The organism is Sphingopyxis sp., from assembly GCF_050916055.1.
In the GTDB taxonomy this organism is placed as follows: domain Bacteria; phylum Pseudomonadota; class Alphaproteobacteria; order Sphingomonadales; family Sphingomonadaceae; genus Sphingopyxis.
In genome coordinates, this window is sequence record NZ_CP051527.1 from 1161083 (window position 1) to 1180521 (window position 19439).

Consider the following 19439-nt stretch of genomic DNA (forward strand, 5'->3'; position numbering starts at 1 on the left):
ATCTGCCGACCATATGACCCTGTAACGAACATGCAAGCGACAGGTTTCGACGAAGGCGCTGGCACGCTCGACAGGTGGCTGCTAGCCCGACCGATAGAAAACGGCGGGAGAGCAACGGGTGCCGCTCAAGGGAATACGAGTCCTCGATTTCGGCCGCTATATCGCGGGTCCCTATTGCGCGGCGCTGCTCGCCGACTATGGCGCCGACGTCATCCGCATCGAAGCGCCCGGCGGCAATGACGATCGCTACACGGTGCCGGTGGCGGCCGACGGGTCGGGCGCGATGTTCATGCAGATGAACCGCGCCAAGCGCTGCCTGACGCTGAAACCCGGCAGTGCCGAGGGGCGCGAGGTGGTGCGCCGCTTGGTCGCGACCGCCGACGTCGTCGTCGCCAACCTGCCGCACGATGCCCTCGTCAAGCTCGATCTCGATTTCGACAGCCTGTCGGCGATCAACCCGCGCATCATCCTGGCGACCGCCTCGGCCTTCGGCAGCGACGGACCGCTGGCACGCCGCGTCGGCTTCGATGCGGTGGGACAGGCGATGTCGGGGACGGTCCATCTCACCGGCACCGCCGACCAGCCGTATCGCGCGCAGGTCAATTATGTCGACTTCGGCACCGCGCTGCACTGCGCGTTCGGGGTGATGGTCGCGCTGCGCGAACGCGAGACGACGGGGAAGGGGCAGTGCGTTTCGGGATCTTTGCTCGGCACCGCGCTCGCGATGTCGAACGCGCTGACCATCGATCACGCGCTCAACGCCATCGACCGCCCGCCGATCGGCAACCGCAGCTTCAGTTCGGGACCGACCGATATTTTTCGCACCCGCGACGGCTGGATCGTCACCCAGATCGTCGGCGGCGCCATCTTCGCGCGCTGGGCGGCGCTGGTCGGGCGCCCCGAATTGATCGACGACCCCCTGTACAAAAGCGATATCCTGCGCGGCGACAATGGCGAGGAACTGAGTGCGATCATGCAGACATGGTGCATCGCGCGCCGCAGTGCAGACGCGATCGCCGAACTTGGCGCGGCGCGGGTGCCCGCGGCGCCGGTGCTGCGACCCGGCGAAGCGCTGGCGCAGCCGCAGGTCGCCGCGATGGCGATCGTCGAACCGGTCGCCTATCCCGGCGCTGCCGGCGAAATACCCGTCATCCGCGCCCCGATCAGCCTGTCGGCCAGTGCGAAAGTCGGTGCCGTCCGCGCGCCGCAGGTCGGCGAGCACAGCGACGCGATCCTCGCCGAGGTCGGCTATGACGCCGACGCGATCGCGGCTTTGCGCGCGGCAAAGATTATTTGACCGCGCGGGGTGGACGGACCGGCCATCGCTCCTTAAGTTACCGGTCAGTATAAAATTCAACCGAGGAGCCGTCGATGACCGATAACAGCGAATATGTGCCGCCGAAGGTGTGGACCTGGGACAAGGACAGCGGCGGGCGCTTTGCCAATATCAACCGTCCGATCGCCGGGCCGACCCACGACAAGGACTTGCCGGTCGGCCAGCATCCGCTCCAGCTCTATTCGCTCGGCACCCCCAATGGGGTGAAGGTGACGGTGATGCTCGAGGAACTGCTCGCGGCGGGCCATGGCGGCACCGAATATGATGCGTGGCTGATCAACATCGGCGAAGGCGACCAGTTTTCGAGCGGTTATGTCGCCGCCAATCCGAACAGCAAGATCCCGGTGCTCGTCGATCGCAGCGGTGCCGATCCGATCCGGGTGTTCGAATCGGGCGCGATCCTGATCCATCTCGCCGAAAAATTCGGCGCCTTCTTGCCCACCGACCCCGCGCAGCGCGCCGAAACCCTGTCGTGGCTGATGTGGCAGATGGGCAGCACGCCGTTCCTCGGCGGCGGCTTCGGCCACTTCTATGCCTATGCGCCGACGAAGCAGGAATATCCGATCAATCGCTATGCGATGGAGGTGAAGCGCCAGATGGACGTGCTCGATCGCCGGCTGGCGGAGAGCGAATATATCGCGGGCGCCGACTATTCGATCGCCGATATGGCGATCTGGCCGTGGTACGGCGCGCTCGCCAAGGGGCTGGTCTATGACGCCGGCGAATTCCTCCAGGTTCAGGATTACAAGAATGTGCAGCGCTGGACCGACCAGCTTGCCGCCCGCCCGGCGGTCAAGCGCGGCCGGATGGTCAACCGCGTGACCGGCGATCCGGCGAGCCAGCTGCACGAACGGCACGACGCGTCGGATTTCGATTTGCGCACGCAGGACAAGCTGCAACCGCAGGCGAGCGCCGAATAACGCCGGTCGGCTTTTACGCAATTTGCAGCGCGGCGGTGACCGGGCGCGTCAGCCCTTCGTTAAGGAAGGCCGGGAACCGCGCTTTCGCGTGCGTTATGGCGCGCCGATAATATGTAAATTGCGCAAAAGCCGCGCCGCCGTCGCTCGACCCGCTTTTCATGACCTGCCGCCACATTGGCGGCATGACCCGCACGACCCCCTGTTCCCGTCCGCATCGCCAGTGTGCCGCCCTTCGCGCCGCGCTGGCGACGTGCGTCCGCGGCGCGGCGACGATCGAACTGGCGCTCGTGCTGCCGTTGTTCCTCGCGCTCTTGATGGGCATCCTCGTCTACGGCCAATATTTCCTGATCGCGCACGCGGTGCAGCAGGCCGCCAACGACGGCGCGCGCGCCGCGATCGTGGGCCTCGATGGGGCGGATCGGCGGGCTATCGCGATCCGAGCCGTCGACCGTAGTCTCGCCAGCATCGGGCATTTCACCCCCGCCACGCGCAGCGTCGCGGTGTCGGAAAGCGGCGAGGCGGTCACCGTCGCGGTCACCTATACCGCGCCCGAAGACAGCTTCCTGCGCTCGGCCTTCGTCCCGGTGCCGAGCCCCGTCATCCGCACCCGCGCGACCTTCGAACTTCCGGTGGACTGACCATGACCCATTCCCGACGTCACCGCTTCGTCCGCGATACCCGCGCCAGCATCACCATCATGTCGGCGTTCGCGATGACGATGCTGATCGGATCGGCGGCGCTCGCCGTCGACCTCGGCTCGCTCTACCTCGACCGCCGCAAGCTGCAGGGGATCGCCGATGCCGCCGCGATGGCCGCCGCCGCGCGCCCCGGCGAGGAACGCGCCGCGGTGCAGCGGATCATCGCCGCCAATTGCAGCTGCATCATCGAGATCGCGGCGCTGACCGCGGGCACCTACGTCGCCGATCCCGCCGTCGTCGCCGAACAGCGCTTCGCCGCCGGCGGCACCACCCCCAACGCGGTGCGCATCACCCTGACGCGCGACCGGCCGCTGTTTTTCGGGCGCTTCGTCACCGGCCGCGCCGACAGCGCGATCAGCGCCACCGCCACCGGCGCGCGGCAGGGCTATGCCGCTTTCTCGCTCGGCTCGCGCGTTGCAGCGGTGCACGGCGGGGTGCCCAACGCGCTGCTCTCGGCGCTGACCGGCAGCCAGCTCAACCTGTCGGTGATGGACTATAACGCGCTCGCCAGCGCCGACATCGACCTGCTCGCCTTTTCCGACGCGCTGCGGACCGAGATCGACGCCGACGTGCTGACCTTCGGCCAGACGCTCGACAGCCAGGTGACGCTGCCGCAGGTGCTGGCGGCGCTGGCGCGGGCCTCGGACGGCGCCGGGGCGGACGTGATCGCGCATATGGCGGCGCGCGCCGTGCCGCACGCGCTGATCCCGTCGCACGCGATCGACCTCGGGCCGCGCTCGTCGAGCATCCGCGTCGACCCAGCGAACCCGGTGAAGGTCAATGCGCTGAGCCTGCTGCGTGCGATGCTGCTGCTCGGCAACGCCAACCGCCAGCTCGACCTGTCGCTCGCCAGCGACCTGCCCGGCGGGTCGGGGATCGACGTCGCGCTGATGATCGGCGAGCCGCCGGCGCAGTCGCCGCTGATCGCGGTGACCGACACCAACGACGTCATCGTCCGCACCGCGCAGGTGCGGCTGAAACTCGATGCGCGCGTCGCGACGCCGGTCGCCGCGGTGCAGGTGCCGGTGCTCGCCGAACTCGGCTCGGCGTCGGCGCGGATCACCGACATCCGTTGCCAGGCCGGCGGCGGCAGCGCGGTGACGCTGGGGGTGACGACCTCGCCGGCGACCGTCGCGATCGGCACCGTGGCCGACGCCGATTTCCGCAATATGCAGACCCCGCTCGACCCGCAGCCGGCGCGCCTGCTGCGCCTGCCGCTGGTCAGCATCGACGGCAAGGCCGAGATGGTCCTGTCCGACCTCGCCGAAAAGCCGGTCGATTTTACGCGCGACGATATCGACAGCGGCCAGGTCAAGACGGTCGAGAGCGGCGGGCTGGTCGCGGGCGCTGCCGAATCGCTGTCGGACCGCATCGAGCTCAAGGTCAAGGTGCTCGGCCTCGGACTCAACCTCGGCGCGCTGACCGCGCTCGTCGGCGATACGGTGGCGCTGACCGCACCGGTGCTCGACGGCTTGCTGGGCGAGATTACCGGCGTGCTCGGGGTCCACCTCGGCGAAGCCGACGCGCGCGTCAACGCGCTGCGCTGCGGCAAGGCGAAGCTCGTCTGACCGCCACAACGGCGCCGCTTCGGAGCATTCCGCCGGCCAGCCTCCGCGCGCGCTGCCCATAAGGCCATATGGGCAGCAGAGCGACCGGGAGGCGATGATGGGCGTACACGAACCGCGCGTAGCGGCGGCGGATTTCATTCGCGGGTTTGCGAGCTGGCGGCTCCACGCCGCGCGGCAGCCCGTCGTCGTCACCCACCACGGCAAGGACGCGCATGTGCTGATCTCGCTCGCCGATTATCGCCGCCTTGACGGCGCCGACGATGCGGCCGGCGCGAAAGCGCTGCGCGATTCGCAGGCGGCGCTGCTCGAATCGATCCGCGACGGGGTGATCCTGATCGACCGCCAGCGGCGTATCGCGGCGCTCAACCCCGCCGCCAGCGACCTGCTCGAAACCCCCGCGGCACGGCTGATCGGCGCCGATCTCACCGCGGCGCTGCCGGGCATCGAAGCGAGCCTGCTGTACCAGCACATCCTGCGCCTGATCGACCATCGCGAGCGGTTTTCGGGCGAGATACCGGGCCTGCTCGCGCCGCAGCGCTGGCTGCGCGTCGACCTCGTTCCGCTGCCGCTCGGCGGCGCGATCGTCTTTCGCGACATCAGCGGAACCATGGCCGATTTCGCCGCGGGCGATGCGCGCCAGGCGACGCTCGACGCGATCGAGACGGCAGGGGGTATCGGCATCGCGCGCATTTCGGTGCGCGAGACGATCGACGACGCCAACGATGCGCTGACCCGGATGATCGGGGTCGACGCCGCGGCGATCCGGCGCGTGCGCTTTTCGGCGCTGCTCGCGATCGGCGAGCGGGCGGCGTTCGCCGACGCGCTCGAGGCGCTGCTGCACAGCGGAGCTCCGGCGCGGCTCGCCTCGCAGCTGGTGACCCGCGAGGGCCAGGCGATCGCGGTGACGCTGGCGCTCGCCGCGCTGCGCGGCGCCTACGCCAGCGAGGGCGCGGTCGTCGTCGTCACCCGATAACGCCGCGCCGGCGCATGGCGCTGGACATGGACGGCAAAGTTGACAAAGCTCCCACCCCAAAGCGTCGCAAAAGACAACTTACCTTTACGTAAGCGTGAAGCGACAATATAAGGGCGGCATTGCCCAAGGGAGAATCGTCATGGACATGGAGTTCAGCCCCGAAGACCTCGCCTTCCAGCAGGAAGTGCGCGACTTCATCGCCGAAAATTACCCCGCCGAACTGCGCGCCAAGCAGGACGAGGGCGAAGAGATGGCGAAGGAGGATTTCCTCGCCTGGCACAAGATCCTGTACAAAAAGGGCTGGGTCGCCCCCGCGTGGCCGGTCGAATATGGCGGCACCGGCTGGACCCCGACGCAGCGGTTCATCTGGTCCGAAGAATCGGCGCGCGCCGACTGCATCCGCCTGCTGCCCTTCGGGCTCGCGATGGTCGGCCCGGTGATCTACACCTTCGGCACCCCCGAACAAAAAGCCCGGTTCCTGCCGCGGATCCTGTCGGGTGAGGATTGGTGGTGCCAGGGCTATTCCGAACCCGGCGCCGGCAGCGACCTCGCCAGCCTGCGCACCACCGCCGTCCGGGATGGCGACGATTATATCGTCAACGGCCAGAAAACCTGGACCACGCTGGCGCAACATGCCGACTGGGGCTTTTTCCTCGTCCGCACCGACAAGGATGCCAAGCAGCAGGAAGGCATTTCCTTCCTGCTCATCGACATGAAGTCGCCGGGCATCACGGTGCGCCCGATCATCACGCTCGGCGGCGAGCATGAGGTCAACGAAGTGTGGCTGGAGGACGTCCGCGTCCCGGTGTCGCAGCGCGTTTACGAAGAAAACAAGGGCTGGACCTGCGCAAAGTTCCTGCTCGCGCACGAACGCACCGGCATCGCCGGGGTCGCGGCGTCGAAGCGCGGCGTCGAAAAGGTCAAGGCGATCGCGCGCACCGAACTCGACGGCGACAAGCCGCTGCTCGCCAACCCCTTCTTCAAACGCAAGATCGCCGAGCTCGAGATCGATCTGACCGCGCTCGAATTCACCGAATTGCGCAGCCTCGCCGGCGCCAATGCCGGCAAAGGCCCCGGCCCCGAATCGAGCCTGCTCAAGATCAAGGGCAGCGAGATCCAGCAGCGGTTGACCGAACTGACGCTCGAAGCCGTCGGCCATTATGGCGCGCCGTACTTCCGCGGTTTCGGCGAAGGCGACAACGAGCATCCGATCGGTCCCGACTATGCGCATCGCGCCGCGCCGACCTATTTCAACGTCCGCAAGACGACGATCTATGGCGGCTCGAACGAGATTCAGCGCAACATCATCGCGAAGATGGTTTTGGGTCTCTGACCCAAAACCACCCCGGACTCGATCCGGGGTCTCGGGCGGCCGTGAGGACCGCCTGCGGCGCGACTGGGTCCCGGCTTTCGCCGGGGAACCGATAAGATCAGGAATAAGACAATGGATTTCACCTACACCGAAACGCAGGACATGATCCGCGACACGCTGTCGCGCTTTCTGGCCGACACCCATGATTTCGACACCCGCCAGAAATTCACCGGCAGCGATACGGGCCGCGATCCGGCAATCTGGACCGCGCTGGCGCAGGAACTCGGCATGCTGGGTGCCCCCTTTGCCGAAGAGCATGGCGGGCTGGGCGGCGGCGCGCTGGAAAATGCGATCATCATGGAGGAACTGGGCAAGGTGCTGGGCGTCGAGCCCTATCTGCCGACCGTCGTCATCGCCGGCGGCGCGCTGAAAGCCGTCGGCGGCGCGCAGGCCGACGCGATGATCCCCGAAATCATCGCCGGCAACGCGATCATCGCCTTCGCCTATGCCGAACCGCAGGGCCGCTACGACCTCGCCAACCTGACCACGACCGCGAAAAAGGACGGCGCGGGGTATGTGCTCAGCGGCCACAAGAGCGTCGTCTATGCCGCGCCGTGGGCGACGCATCTGCTCGTCACCGCGCGCACCGGCGGCGGGCGCCGCGACCGCGACGGCGTGTCGCTGTTCCTGATCGACGCGAAGCTGCCCGGCATCGTGCGCCGCGACTATCCGACCGTCGACGGCAGCCGCGCGTCGGAGGTGTATTTCGAAAATGTCGCGATCCCCGGCGATGCCTTGCTGGGCGGCGAGGGCGCCGGCCTGCCGCTGATCGAGCAGATCGTCGATGAAGCCACGATCGCGACCTGCGCCGAGGCGACCGGCGTGATGCAGAAACTGCACGAAGGCACGCTGGAATATACCCAGCAGCGCAAGCAGTTCGGCATCCCGATCGCCAAATTCCAGGTGCTCCAGCACCGCATGGTCGACATGTTCATGGAGGTCGAACAGGCGCGGTCGATGACGATCATGGGCACGCTGAAACTCGACCTGCCCGCCAACGCGCGGATGGCGGCGGTGTCGGCGGCCAAGAACAAGGTCGCGCGCGGCGCGAAGTTCGTCGGCCAGAACGCGATCCAGACCCACGGCGGCATCGGCATCACGCAGGAACTGGCGATCGGCCATTATTTCAAGCGCGCGACGATGATCGAGGGCCAGTTCGGCAGCGCCGACTATCACATGGACCGTTACGAACGGCTCGCCCTGGCGGATTGAGGCTGGGTAATAGCTGGTTCCGACCGGTTGCGGACGCAGCGATCCTCCCCGGAACGGGGAGGGGGACCAGCGAAGCTGGTGGAGGGGTACGCGGTGTCGAACGCTTGCGTATGATCTCCTGTGCCCCCTGACCCTTGCCGTCGTGGTGAGACAGGGAGGATCGTTTCCTTATCGTCATCCCGGACTTGATCCGGGATCCATGACTTCGGCGCCGCAGTGGATCCCGGATCAAGTCCGGGATGACGATAAGTGTAGAAGCCACCCCAAAGCGGGCACCGCCCCATCGCTGAGCAACGGCGAATCGGAAATGGCCGACTGCCGCCGGTCGCCCACGACGATGCCGCAAATATTTCGCGCAGAGGCCGCAGAGATCGCAGAGAGCGATCGCCATCATCTCTGCGATCTCTGCGCCTCTGGGCGCCTTTCCAATTGACTAGCTGACGCGGCTTTCGGCTCGTTGAGGCCAAAAAAGCCCCTCCCTTCAGGGGAGGGGTTGGGGTGGGGGCTCGCGGGGTAGCGTAAGGCCGATGCCCCCCACCCGCTGCGACTAGCCAGCAAGCTGGCAAGTCTCGCTGCCCTCCCCTGAAGGGGAGGGCTTGATGCCAACTGCACCGCCCGCTTCCGGCCGGTTGCGGACTTTGCTGCTCCCCTCCCTTTTAGGGAGGGGCTGGGGGTGGGTAGCCGCCAACGGCGGCATATTCACCGCCGCTCGCTATCGCTCGCAACCCACCCCTAACCCCTCCCTGAAAGGGAGGGGGATTGTCTGGAATCGCACCAATTCCGCCCCTCGCCGCCTTCACCGCTTCACATGCTGCCGGTCGCCCCACCGGATCTCGCGGCATCAAACTGCCCGATGGCGGACGTGGTGCTGTGCTGATAGATGACTACGATGCTCGCCGCTGGTTACCTTCTGAAACACATCGTGCCGCCGCCCGGATGGCTGGGCGCAGGTTCGAGACACATTGACGGCATCTGCAGCGTTGCGGACTGCGTCAACGATAACGTCGTCGATGTGCAGGAGGCTTGGCAACACAACAGCTTCGGCGTTGCGAACAGTCCACAGGTGCTCAGGTCCCTCGCGGCCAAAGCTGGCGTCGATACGAGCGGAGCAAAGCTATTCTACTATTCCGCCTTCGATCAGGAACTCGAATCAGATGGTTGGGAGTTTGACGCGGCCTCTTGGCGTCCAAGGTCGGCTGTCCGTTCAGCGGGAGTCGAAGATGCTGTCGAAGTGCCAACAGCCTGGGATGCTCTCTCGCTGCTTGGATATGACGTCGTGGTATTCGGAGATTATCTCGAACACTCGCCGCTGTCCTGCAATTCGGTAGCCGACGAGCTGCAAGTGAATGAGCATTGCCTGTTTGGCAGTCTTGAAGCGGCGGTAGCGGCCATCAATGCTGGCTCTTTTGGAGGCGGCTGCGAAGAAGGCACATACACTGTCTTTGGGGTGTATCTCGTGAGCTGATTTGCCGAATGACAGCGATGCCCCACCCCAATTCCGCCCTTCGCCTTCACCGCTTCACATGCTGCCGGTCGCCCCACAGGATCGCGCGATGTTCGTCGGTGAAGCCGGTCAGGCCGCCCTCGATCGTCTCGGCGCGCGCGACGCCGACGGTCATGCCTTCGGCGACCGCGGGGCGTTCGAGCATCGCGGCGCCCCAGCGGTCGACGTGCGGGAACCGCCCCGCCTTTTCGATCAGCTGGCGGCGCAGATAGGGCAGGGTGGCCATGTCGGCGATCGTATAGGCGTCGCCGGCGAGCCATTCGGACTCGGCGAGCCGCTTGTCGAGCACCATCATCAGCCGGTCGACTTCGCGGCTGTAGCGTTCGATCGCATACTCATGCCGGTCCTTGGCATAATGGGTGAAATGCGCCTCCTGCCCGAACATCGGGCCGACCCCCGACACCTGGAACATCAGCCATTGCCAGCAGATCGCGCGCGCCGCCGGATCGGCGGGAAGGAACCGCCCCGTCTTTTCGGCAAGATAGAGCAGGATCGCGCCGGTTTCCCACAGCACCAACCGCTCGCCGCCCGGGCCGTCGTCGTCGACGATCACCGGGGTCTTGTTGTTCGGGTTGAGCGCGAGGAAGGCGGGGGTCAGCTGGTCGCCGGCGAGGATGTCGACATAGTCCAGCCGCCATTCCAGCCCCATTTCGAGCAGCGCGATCGCGATCTTGCGCGCATTGGGGGTCGGGCCGCCATAGAGGGTGATCATGCCGCGCCGCCCGCCCGGCCGAGCCAGCGTTCCAGGATCTCGTCGGTGTCCTGCCCGACGGTGAGCGGGGCGGGGCGGCGCACCGCGCCCGGCGTCGCCGACAGCTTCGGGAAGACGCCCTGCATCGTCACCGTGCCATATTCGTCGTCGGGCACCGTCACCAGCGCCTCGCGCGCCGCGAAATGCGGGTCGGCGAACATGTCTTCGGGGTCGTAGACGCGCCCCGCGGGCACCGCGGCGGCGAGCATCTTCGCTTCCAGCTCGGCGATCGTCAGCGTCGCGGTCCAGGTGCCGATCAGCGCGTCGAGTTCCTCCTGCCGCGCCCCCCGCGCGCGGTGCGTCGCATAGCGGTCGTCCTGAGACAGCTCGGGCCGTCCCATCGCCGCGGCGAGCCGCGCGAACACCCCGTCCTGGTTGGCGCCGATCAGATATTCGCCGTCCTTGCACGGATAGACGTTCGACGGCGCGATCGCCGGCAAGGTCGATCCGGTGCGCCGGCGCTTGGTGCCGCTCGCCGAATAATCGGCGACCGTCGATTCCATCACCTGCAGCACCGCCTCGTACAGCGCCGAATCGACGATCTGGCCTTCGCCGGTCTGGTTGCGGTGGTGGAGCGCCGCGAGCGCCCCCATGCAGCCATAGGTCGCGGCGAGCGTGTCGCCGATCGACACGCCCATCCGCGCCGGCGGCAGGTCGGGATAGCCGACGATGCCGCGCCAGCCGCCCATCGCCTCGCCGATGCCGCCGAAGCCGGCGCGCGCCGAATAGGGGCCGGTCTGCCCGTAACCCGACACCCGCACGACGATCAGTCCGGGGTTGGTTCGGCGCAGCTCGGCGGGGTCGAGGTTCCATTTCTCGAGCGTGCCGGGGCGGAAATTCTCGATGAGGATGTCGGCTTTCGCGATCAGCTCGCGGGCGAGCGCCTGGCCGTCTTCGCTGCGCAGGTCGACCGCGACCGAATATTTGTTGCGCGCGATCACCCGCCACCAGCTCGGTTTGTCGCCCTGGCCCCAGTTGCGCATCTGGTCGCCGCCGCCCGGCGGTTCGATCTTCACCACCTCGGCGCCCATGTCGCCGAGCAGCTGGCCGCAGAAGGGGCCGGCGATCAGCTGCCCCAGCTCGACCACCCGGATCCCCGCCAGCGCTCCCCCATGTTCCGTCATTGCATTCCTTTCGGCGCCCGGCGCTGCCTGTGGCAGTCCCCGCGGCATCACGCGATCTGGATTCGATATACTTAGAATGCTATGCAATTATCAACCTGCTATTTGATATGCGCGATGATAGGCAAAATTGATGACCCCACGAAGCATCGAAATCGTCGAAGTCGGCCCCCGCGACGGCCTCCAGAACGAACGCGCGATCGTGTCGACCGCCGACAAGCTCGACCTCGTCCGCCGCGCCATCGATTACGGCGCGCGCCGGATCGAAGTGACGAGCTTCGTCAATCCCGGCAAGGTGCCGCAACTCGCCGATGCCGAGGAGCTGGTGGCGATGCTGCCCGACCGCAGCGACGTCACCTACATCGGACTGGTGCTCAACCGCCGCGGCGCCGAACGCGCGCTCGCGACGGGCCGCATCGACGAACTCGGCGCGGTGTGCGTGACGAGCGACAGCTTCGGCATCCGCAACCAGGGACAGACGTCGGACGAATCGCTCGCCGCCGCGATCGAGATCGTCGGGCTGGCGAAGGCGGCGGGGCGGGGCGGACAGATCACCATCGCGACCGCCTTCGGCTGCCCGTTCGAGGGCGAGATCGCCATCGACCGCGTCGTCGAGATGGCAAAGCGCGCCGCCGACGCGGAGCCGCGCGAGATCGCGCTCGCCGACACGATCGGCGCCGGCGTGCCCGCGGGGGTCAGTGAAATGGTCGGCCGGGTGCGCGACGCGGTTGGCGCGCTGCCGGTGCGCGTCCATTTCCACAACACCCGCGGCAGCGGCGTCGCGAACGTCTGGGCCGCGGTAGCGGCGGGGGCGACGACGGTCGATGCGGCGCTCGGCGGGCTCGGCGGCTGTCCGTTTGCCCCGGGGGCGGCGGGCAATGTCGCGACCGAGGATGTCGTCTATCTGCTCGAACGCGGCGGCGTCGCAACCGGGCTGGCCTTGCCGCAAATCGTCGCCGCGGCCGGATGGCTCGGCGGCGTGATGGGGCGTCCGTTGCCGGCGATGGTCAGCCGCGCGCCGGCGTTTCCCGGCTGACGAAGCGGGTCAGGGCAGCACGCGGCCTTCGTCGCGCTGCGGCATCGGCGCGACGATGCGCAGGATCAGCGCCGCGCCCGCCAGCCACGTGCCCGACGCGAGGATCGCGGCGGACAGCGAGGTGAGGTCGGCGACGAGCCCCAGCACATAGGCGCCGAGCGCGAGGGCGCCGAAGGTCACCGCCTGATAGATCGACAGGCAGCGCCCCAATATCTCCTCGGGCGATCGCAATTGCATCGCGACATTGAGCGTCGTGAAAGTCGATACCCACGCCCCGCCCGCGACGAAGGCGGCGGCGAGCACGACAAGCAGATTCTGGGTCAGCGCAACCGGCACCATCATCGCCGCGAAAGTGGTCGCCGCGATGCCGAGCACCCGGTCGCTGCCCCAGCGCCGCCGCGCCGCGCCAATCCACAGCGCGCAAAAGATCGATCCGAGGCCGAAGGCGCCGAGGCACAGCCCATAGGTGATCTCGCTGCCGTGCAGGCGGTCGCGCACCAGCGACGGCAGCAGCGCCTGGAACCCCGCGGCGCCGAGGCCGAAGGCGAAACCGCGCGCGAGGATACGCCGCACCGGCCGCGACGCCATGCAGAAGCCGATGCCGGTCGCGATGGCGCCCAGCATCGGCGTCCGCCGCGGTGGCGTGACGTCGGGGTGCCAGCGGAGCAGCACAACGATCAGCGCGACATAGCTGACCGCATTGAAGGCGAAAGCCAGCGCCGGGCTGGTCAGCGAGATGAGCAGCCCGCCGAGCGCCGGCCCGACGCTGCGCGCGAGGTTGAAGGCGATGGTGTTGAGCGCGATCGCCTGGGGCAGGTCGGCGTGGCCGACCTGCAGCCGCACCGACGCCTGCCACGCGGGGGAATTGAGCGCGGTGCCGCACCCGACCGCGAGCGTGAACGCCAGCAGCAGCGCCGGGGTCAGCACCCCCGACCAGGTCGCGACGGTCAGCAGCGCCGAGGCGGCGAGCATGAAGCCCTGCGCCGCCAGCATCACCGCGCGCCGATCATAATTGTCGGCGATCGCGCCGGCGACCACCCCGAGCAACAGGATCGGCAGGGTGGCGCTCGCCTGCACCAGCGCGATGAACAGGTGCGACGTGGTCAGTTCGGTCATCAGCCAGGCGGCGCCGACCGACTGGATCATCGAACCCATGTTCGACGCGAGGTTGGCGATCCAGATGGCGCGAAAGGCGGGGAAGCGGAAGGGGGCCAGCGATGCTGGCAAAGGACGCTGTGCCGGACTCACGCCATCGCGACTAGCGCCGCCAGCGCGCCGCGGCAAGCGGGCGCGCTGGCTCTATGGCGTCCAGCGGCTATTGCCGCGCCGTTGTCAGTTCGAACGCGGCTTCCGACCCCGCGGCCGACGACGGGCCGATCCACAGCTTGTAAGCGCCAGGCTCGCTGTCCCAGCTCATGTCCTGGCGGGTGAATGCCAGGTCCGTGTCGGACAGCGTGAAGTGGACGGTGCGTTTCTCGCCCTGCTTCAGCATGATTTTTTGGAAGCCCTTGAGCTCCTTCACGGGGCGCGTCACCGATCCGACGAGGTCGCGGACGTAGAGCTGCACCACCTCTTCGCCGTCGCGCGCGCCGCTGTTGGTGACGGTGACGCTGGCGGTCAGCGTTTCGCCCGGGCGGATCGTCGCCTTGTCGAGCGTCACGGGCGAATAGGTGAAGCTGGTGTAGCTGAGGCCGTAGCCGAAGGGGTAGAGCGGGGTGTTCGGGGTGTTGAGATAGCGCGAGACATATTTCGCCCCCGGATCGCCGAGCTCGATCGGCCGGCCGGTGTTCTTCATGTCGTAGTGGATCGGCACCTGCCCGACGTTGCGCGGGAAGGTGACCGGCAATTTTCCCGACGGGTTGTATTTGCCATAGAGGACGTCGGCGATCGCGTGCCCGCCCATCGTGCCGGGATACCAGGCCTCGACGATCGCATCGACATGGGCATCGGCCCATTCGATGCTGTTCGGACGGCCGCTCATCAGCACGAGGATGATCGGCTTGCCGGTCTTCTTCAGTTCCTCGAGCAAGGCCTGCTGATTGCCGGGCAGGTCGAGCGAGGTGCGGCTCGCCGCCTCGCCGGTCATGTCCCACCGCTCCCCCATCGCGGCGACGATGACGTCGGACTTCTGCGCCAGCGCCAGCGCCTCGGCAAAGCCGTCGGTCTTGCCCGCGTCCTCGAAGGCGTAGCTCGCGCCTTTGGCATAGGCGACGGTCGTGCCCTTGCGCGCGCCGGCCTGCATTCCTTCGAGCAGGGTCACGGGCCGGGTCTGGCGGTCGCCGGCCGCCGACCAGCTGCCGATCATGTCGGTCTTGCTGTTGCCGAGCGGGCCGATCACCGCGATCGACTTGGCCGCAGCCGCCAGCGGCAAGGCATTGTCCTTGTTCTTGAGCAGCACGATCGATTTGCGCGCGACGTCGCGCGCCGCATCGAGGAACTCGGGCTTGTAGATCGTCGCTTTTTCGCGCGCCGGGTCGGCATAGCGATAGGGATCCTCGAACAGACCGAGGCGATATTTCATCTCGAGGATCGCCTTCACTGCGGCGTCGATGCGCGCGGTGTCGACCTTGCCCTCGGCAACCGATTCGGCGAGGTTTTCCATATAGACCGCGCCCTGCATGTCCATATCGACGCCGGCGCCCATCGCCTGTTCGCCCGCCTGTTTCAGGTCCTTTGCATAGCCGTGCGGGACCATTTCGTTGATCGACGTGTAATCGGTTACCACGAACCCTTTGAAGCCCCATTTTTCGCGCAGCACGTCGGTGAGCAGATAGCGGCTGCCCGATGCGGGGACGCCGTCAACTTCGTTGAACGCGGTCATGAAGGTGGCAGCGCCGGCGTCGGCGGCGGCCTTGAACGGCGGCAGATAGACGTCGCGCAGCGTGCGCTCCGAAATATCGACGGTGTGATAGTCGCGCCCGGCCTGCGCCGCGCCATAGGCGGCGAAATGTTTGGCGGTAGCCAGGATGGTGTCGGGGCGCGACAGGTCGTCGCCCTGGTAACCGCGGACGCGTGCCTTGGCGATCAGGCTGCCGAGATAGACATCCTCCCCCGATCCTTCCGAGATGCGCCCCCAGCGCGGATCGCGCGCGACGTCGACCATCGGCGCGAAGGTCCAGTGAATGCCCTCCGCCGATGCCTCGACCGCGGAAATTCGCGCTGCTTTCTCGATCGCCTGAAGATCCCAGCTCGCCGCTTCGCCGAGCGATATGGGGAAGATGGTGCGATGGCCGTGGATCACGTCGTACCCGAAGAGCAGCGGAATCTTGAGCCGCGTCCCTTCGACCGCCAGCTGTTGCAACTCGCGGGTATATTGGGCGGTATAGGCGTTGAAGATCGCGCCGACGCGGCCGGCGCGAACATCCTCCTTATAGCCTTCGCGCATCGTCGGGCCGGTCGATTCCCAATTGCTGGTGAGTAGGGTGAGCTGGCCGATCTTTTCGTCGAGGGTCATCTTGGCCATCAGGTCGGCGATGAACCGATCCATCATTGGATCGGCGCGCATCCAGCCTGCGGCATCGACCTCTGCCGTCGCTGCCGCCTTCGCCGCCGGTTTCGCAAGGAGCGGGGCAGGGGCCATCTGCGTCGTCAGCAAAAGCGCGGCCAGCGTGAGGCGTGTGAGGTTGCGCGGCGTCGGCGACATGATTCGTCCTTCCCAGGTGATTTCTATCTGATTTAGCAGCGCACATCGCCAGAAATCAGCCGATAACCGGCTGCATCCGGGCGCGGCGCCCCCGTGTCGCTTCCCCCTATACAGTCATCGTGAAACCGGTTACAAATCAAAAAAACAACGACGCGATTTCCCGCGATTCGTCGCTGACCGGTGGCAAGGCCGACCAGCGAATCAGGCGAAAGCGGGAAATGTCGGGGCACAAAAAGGGAGGATGCCGTGAAGTTTCAGCGTGAAATCTCGATCAATAACGCGCGCCGGTCGCGCACCCGGACGCTCGCCGCTGCGCTTGCCTGGAGCAGCGCCGGTGCGGCGCTGGCCATCGGTTTTGTCGCGCCGGCAGCGGCGCAGGTGTCGAACGCGTCGCTGCGCGGCACCGTGACCGCCGACGGCGGCGTGACGCAGGTCACCGCGATCAACGTCAACACCGGCTTGCGGCGCAGCGTCGCGGTCGGCGCGGGCGGCAGCTACAATATCGCATCGCTGCCGGTGGGCACCTATCGGCTGGAAATCACCACCCCCGGCGGGGTGCGCAACACCGACGAATTCACCCTGTCGGTCGGCCAGAGCGCGGTGCTCGATTTCGATTTCACCGAGGGCGATATTGCCGAGGGCGCCGACGATGCAATCATCGTCACCGGCACGCGCATCCGTTCGATGGAGGGCGGTGAGGTCGGATCGAACATCACCCAGCGCCAGATCGAGGTGCTGCCGCAGAACAACCGCAACTTCCTGGCCTTTGCCGACCTGGCGCCGGGCGTCCAGTTCGTCACCGGTGGCAACGGCCAGTCGCGGCTGCAGGGCGGCGCGCAGGACAGCCGCAGCGTCAACATCTTCATCGATGGCGTCGGGCAGAAGGATTATGTCCTGAAAAACGGCATCACCGGTCAGGATTCGACGCAGGGCAACCCGTTCCCGCAGCTCGCGGTCGGCGAATATCGCGTCATTTCGTCCAACTACAAAGCCGAGTTCGACCAGGTCAGCTCGGTGGCGATTACCGCGGTGACCAAGTCGGGGACCAACGAGTTCCACGGCGAAGCGTTCATCGACTACACGGACCAGAGCTTCCGCGACCGCCGGCCGAACGAGTTGACCGGCTCGAAGATCAAGACGAAGGATTTCCAGTTCGGCGGCGCGCTCGGCGGTCCGATCATCAAGGACATGCTGCACTTCTTCGTGACCTATGAAGGCAAGCGTCAGCAGAATCCGGTCGATGTCACACCGGGGCTGAACCTGCCGGTCACTTATTTCCCGTCGGAATATCAGGACGTGTTCGGGCCGACGAACGCGACGTTCAACGAAGATTTGTATTTCGGCAAATTGAGCTTCCAGCCGTCGAACAGCGACCTGATCGAAGTGTCGGGCAAGTTCCGCAAGGAAACCGGCGAGTTCCTGGGCAGCGGCATCGGCGCGCGCAGCACGATCAGTTCGCAGGATGTCGAGGAACTTCGCGGCACCGCGCGCTGGGAACATACCGCCGATAGCTGGATCAACGATTTCAAGGTGACCTACGAAGACGTCAAATGGGCGCCGACGCCATTCGAGTTCGGCAACGGCTTCCTGTTCGCCTATGCCGGACCGTCGCCGACCAATCCGCAGCCAGGCGTCGTCGTGCGCGGCGACATCCTGCGCATCGGCGGCGGCAGCAACTATCAGGAAAAGGGTCAGAAGGGCTGGGGCGTCCAGAATGACTTCACCTGGACCGGATTCGAGGGCCATACGATCAAGGTGGGCGCCAAGGCGAAATGGGTCGAACTCAATTCGCTGCAACTCAATGCCTTCAACCCCGTCTATACCTATAACCCCGCGTTCAATCCGGGCGGCGGCACGTTCAACGACGACGTTCCCTATCGCGTCCAGTTCGGCGCCCAGACGGGCAATGGCAGCCCGATCATCAATTCGAAGAATTTCCAGTTCGGCATCTATGTGCAGGACGACTGGGAGGTCACCGACCGGCTGACGCTCAACCTGGGCGTGCGCTGGGATTATGAGCGGACGCCGGCGTTCCTGAACTTCGTCCACCCCGCCGACGCGGTGAATGCGGTGTCGCCGGCCAATTATCCGAACCTGGTCAACGCCGATTACGACATCAACGACTTCATTTCGACCGGCAGCGAGCGGAAGGCGTTCATGGGCGCCTGGCAACCGCGCATCGGCTTCAGCTATGAGCTGGACGAGGATGCGCGCTATGTCGTGTTCGGCGGCATCGGGCGCTCGTACGACCGCAACCAGTTCGATTTCCTGCAACAGGAAATCAGCGTCGGTTCGTACACGACGCGCACCTTCAACTTCATCACCGGCGATCCGAACAACACCTGCGCGCCGGGGCCGACCTGCGTGCCGTTCGACCCGATCTATCTGACCGAGGCCGGCCGCGCGCAGTTGCTGGCGCAGGCCGGGCCGGGCGGCGGGCGCGAGCTTCGTTTCATCGACAACGACCTGAAGGTGCCCTATTCGGACCAGATGAGCCTGGGCTTCCGCGCCCGCGTGACGCCGCTGTTCGAGGCCGAAATCGGCTATAGCCATATCGAGAGCAAGGACGGCTTTGCCTATCTGCTCGGCAATCGCCGGCCCGACGGCAGTTTCTTCCCGCCGGCACCGGCCGCGCCCGACTCCCCCTTCGGTTTTGCACCCCCGGGCTTCGGTTCGATCATCATCGGGACCAACGGGCTGGAGACGAGTGCCGACACGGGCTATCTGAAGCTGGTCAAAAATTACTCGGCGGCCTCGCCGTGGACCTTCTCGGCGACCTATACCTACACCGAGGCCGAGGAAAACCGGAACTTCGGCGAGGTCTTCAGCCTCGATTTCCCGTCGCTGGAAGATTATCCGATCACGCGGTCGAGCGGGGTGCGCAAGCATCGCCTGGTCGCCACCGGATCGGTCGACCTGCCGATCGGGGTGACGCTGTCGGGCAAGTTCCAGATCGCGTCGCCGCCCTATCTGAAGGCGTTCCGCAGCGTCGGCGGCGCCAATCCGGTCCGCGAGGTGATTTCGAACGAAGCCGACGGCAATGGCGATCTGTGGGGTTTCCGCCAGATGGACATCGCGATCACCAAATATATCCCGTTCCGGTTCATCAGCGAGGAATCGCGGCTGCGGCTGCGCGTCGACATCCTGAACCTGTTTAACGATCGCAACTATGTCGATTACAACAACGATCCGTCGTCGCCCCAATATCTGAGCATTTCGGGGATCGGGGTTGGCGGAAATCCGCCGCGGACGGTAAAGGTTTCAGCCGGCTTCTCTTTCTGACCGGTTGATCAGGGCGTCCGGTC

Annotated in this window: 14 protein-coding genes; 10 read left to right on the forward strand and 4 right to left on the reverse strand. The window is 66.3% G+C overall.

The window, feature by feature from the left end; translation table 11 throughout:
- Positions 1-118 precede the first annotated feature (118 nt).
- The 8 genes from HEQ22_RS05710 (at position 119) to HEQ22_RS05745 (ending at position 9544) form a co-directional block, all read left to right on the forward strand.
- Positions 119-1297: a CaiB/BaiF CoA transferase family protein gene (locus HEQ22_RS05710; protein ID WP_432770230.1), complete on the forward strand. Its 1179-nt coding sequence runs from the start codon at positions 119-121 to the stop codon at positions 1295-1297.
- Positions 1298-1371: 74 nt separating this feature from the next.
- The gene (gene yghU, locus HEQ22_RS05715) at positions 1372-2256 is read left to right on the forward strand and encodes a glutathione-dependent disulfide-bond oxidoreductase (protein ID WP_432770231.1); all 885 of its coding nucleotides are present in this window, start codon (positions 1372-1374) and stop codon (positions 2254-2256) included.
- Positions 2257-2438: 182 nt separating this feature from the next.
- A complete protein-coding gene (locus tag HEQ22_RS05720; RefSeq protein ID WP_432770232.1) occupies positions 2439-2894 on the forward strand; it encodes a TadE/TadG family type IV pilus assembly protein in 456 nt (151 codons plus the stop codon).
- 2 nt (positions 2895-2896) lie between these two features.
- Entirely contained in the window at positions 2897-4522 is a 1626-nt protein-coding gene (locus HEQ22_RS05725; RefSeq protein WP_432770233.1) for a TadG family pilus assembly protein, read from the forward strand.
- Between the two features lie 94 nt (positions 4523-4616).
- Positions 4617-5495: a PAS domain-containing protein gene (locus HEQ22_RS05730; RefSeq protein WP_432770234.1), complete on the forward strand. Its 879-nt coding sequence runs from the start codon at positions 4617-4619 to the stop codon at positions 5493-5495.
- Positions 5496-5634: 139 nt separating this feature from the next.
- A complete protein-coding gene (locus tag HEQ22_RS05735) occupies positions 5635-6828 on the forward strand; it encodes an acyl-CoA dehydrogenase family protein (RefSeq protein WP_432770235.1) in 1194 nt (397 codons plus the stop codon).
- 111 nt (positions 6829-6939) lie between these two features.
- Complete coding sequence (locus HEQ22_RS05740; protein WP_432770236.1) at positions 6940-8079, forward strand: acyl-CoA dehydrogenase family protein; 1140 nt, start codon at positions 6940-6942, stop codon at positions 8077-8079.
- A gap of 889 nt (positions 8080-8968) precedes the next feature.
- A complete protein-coding gene (locus HEQ22_RS05745; RefSeq protein ID WP_432770237.1) occupies positions 8969-9544 on the forward strand; it encodes a hypothetical protein in 576 nt (191 codons plus the stop codon).
- A 46-nt stretch (positions 9545-9590) separates the two neighbouring features.
- Here HEQ22_RS05745 and HEQ22_RS05750 read toward each other — a convergent pair whose 3' ends face one another.
- The gene (locus HEQ22_RS05750; protein ID WP_432770238.1) at positions 9591-10295 is read right to left on the reverse strand and encodes a glutathione S-transferase family protein; all 705 of its coding nucleotides are present in this window, start codon (positions 10293-10295) and stop codon (positions 9591-9593) included.
- On the reverse strand, positions 10292-11458 hold the full coding sequence (locus tag HEQ22_RS05755) for a CaiB/BaiF CoA transferase family protein (protein WP_432770239.1): 1167 nt from the start codon (positions 11456-11458) through the stop codon (positions 10292-10294). Before HEQ22_RS05755 ends, HEQ22_RS05750 begins: the two co-directional genes overlap by 4 nt.
- 130 nt (positions 11459-11588) lie before the next feature.
- Between HEQ22_RS05755 and HEQ22_RS05760 the strand changes: the two genes are divergently transcribed.
- Positions 11589-12491 (forward strand): hydroxymethylglutaryl-CoA lyase, encoded by a 903-nt coding sequence (locus HEQ22_RS05760; protein WP_432770240.1) that lies wholly within the window; start codon positions 11589-11591, stop codon positions 12489-12491.
- Between the two features lie 9 nt (positions 12492-12500).
- Here the strand turns inward: HEQ22_RS05760 and HEQ22_RS05765 are convergent, their stop codons facing one another.
- The gene (locus tag HEQ22_RS05765; RefSeq protein WP_432770241.1) at positions 12501-13718 is read right to left on the reverse strand and encodes an MFS transporter; all 1218 of its coding nucleotides are present in this window, start codon (positions 13716-13718) and stop codon (positions 12501-12503) included.
- An 88-nt stretch (positions 13719-13806) separates the two neighbouring features.
- Positions 13807-16134 (reverse strand): beta-glucosidase BglX, encoded by a 2328-nt coding sequence (gene bglX, locus HEQ22_RS05770; protein WP_432770242.1) that lies wholly within the window; start codon positions 16132-16134, stop codon positions 13807-13809.
- A gap of 246 nt (positions 16135-16380) precedes the next feature.
- On the opposite strand from bglX, the gene HEQ22_RS05775 reads away from it, so the two are divergent.
- The gene (locus HEQ22_RS05775) at positions 16381-19416 is read left to right on the forward strand and encodes a TonB-dependent receptor domain-containing protein (protein WP_432770243.1); all 3036 of its coding nucleotides are present in this window, start codon (positions 16381-16383) and stop codon (positions 19414-19416) included.
- Positions 19417-19439 lie beyond the last annotated feature (23 nt).

Bases quoted from the DNA above. Each gene is read 5' to 3' on its own strand.
- yghU (WP_432770231.1), top strand. From the start codon at position 1,372: ATGACCGATAACAGCGAATATGTGCCGCCGAAGGTGTGGACCTGGGAC.
- HEQ22_RS05720 (WP_432770232.1), top strand. From the start codon at position 2,439: ATGACCCGCACGACCCCCTGTTCCCGTCCGCATCGCCAGTGTGCCGCC.
- HEQ22_RS05725 (WP_432770233.1), top strand. From the start codon at position 2,897: ATGACCCATTCCCGACGTCACCGCTTCGTCCGCGATACCCGCGCCAGC.
- HEQ22_RS05730 (WP_432770234.1), top strand. From the start codon at position 4,617: ATGATGGGCGTACACGAACCGCGCGTAGCGGCGGCGGATTTCATTCGC.
- HEQ22_RS05735 (WP_432770235.1), top strand. From the start codon at position 5,635: ATGGACATGGAGTTCAGCCCCGAAGACCTCGCCTTCCAGCAGGAAGTG.
- HEQ22_RS05740 (WP_432770236.1), top strand. From the start codon at position 6,940: ATGGATTTCACCTACACCGAAACGCAGGACATGATCCGCGACACGCTG.
- HEQ22_RS05745 (WP_432770237.1), top strand. From the start codon at position 8,969: ATGCTCGCCGCTGGTTACCTTCTGAAACACATCGTGCCGCCGCCCGGA.
- HEQ22_RS05750 (WP_432770238.1), bottom strand. From the start codon at position 10,295: ATGATCACCCTCTATGGCGGCCCGACCCCCAATGCGCGCAAGATCGCG.
- HEQ22_RS05755 (WP_432770239.1), bottom strand. From the start codon at position 11,458: ATGACGGAACATGGGGGAGCGCTGGCGGGGATCCGGGTGGTCGAGCTG.
- HEQ22_RS05760 (WP_432770240.1), top strand. From the start codon at position 11,589: ATGACCCCACGAAGCATCGAAATCGTCGAAGTCGGCCCCCGCGACGGC.
- bglX (WP_432770242.1), bottom strand. From the start codon at position 16,134: ATGTCGCCGACGCCGCGCAACCTCACACGCCTCACGCTGGCCGCGCTT.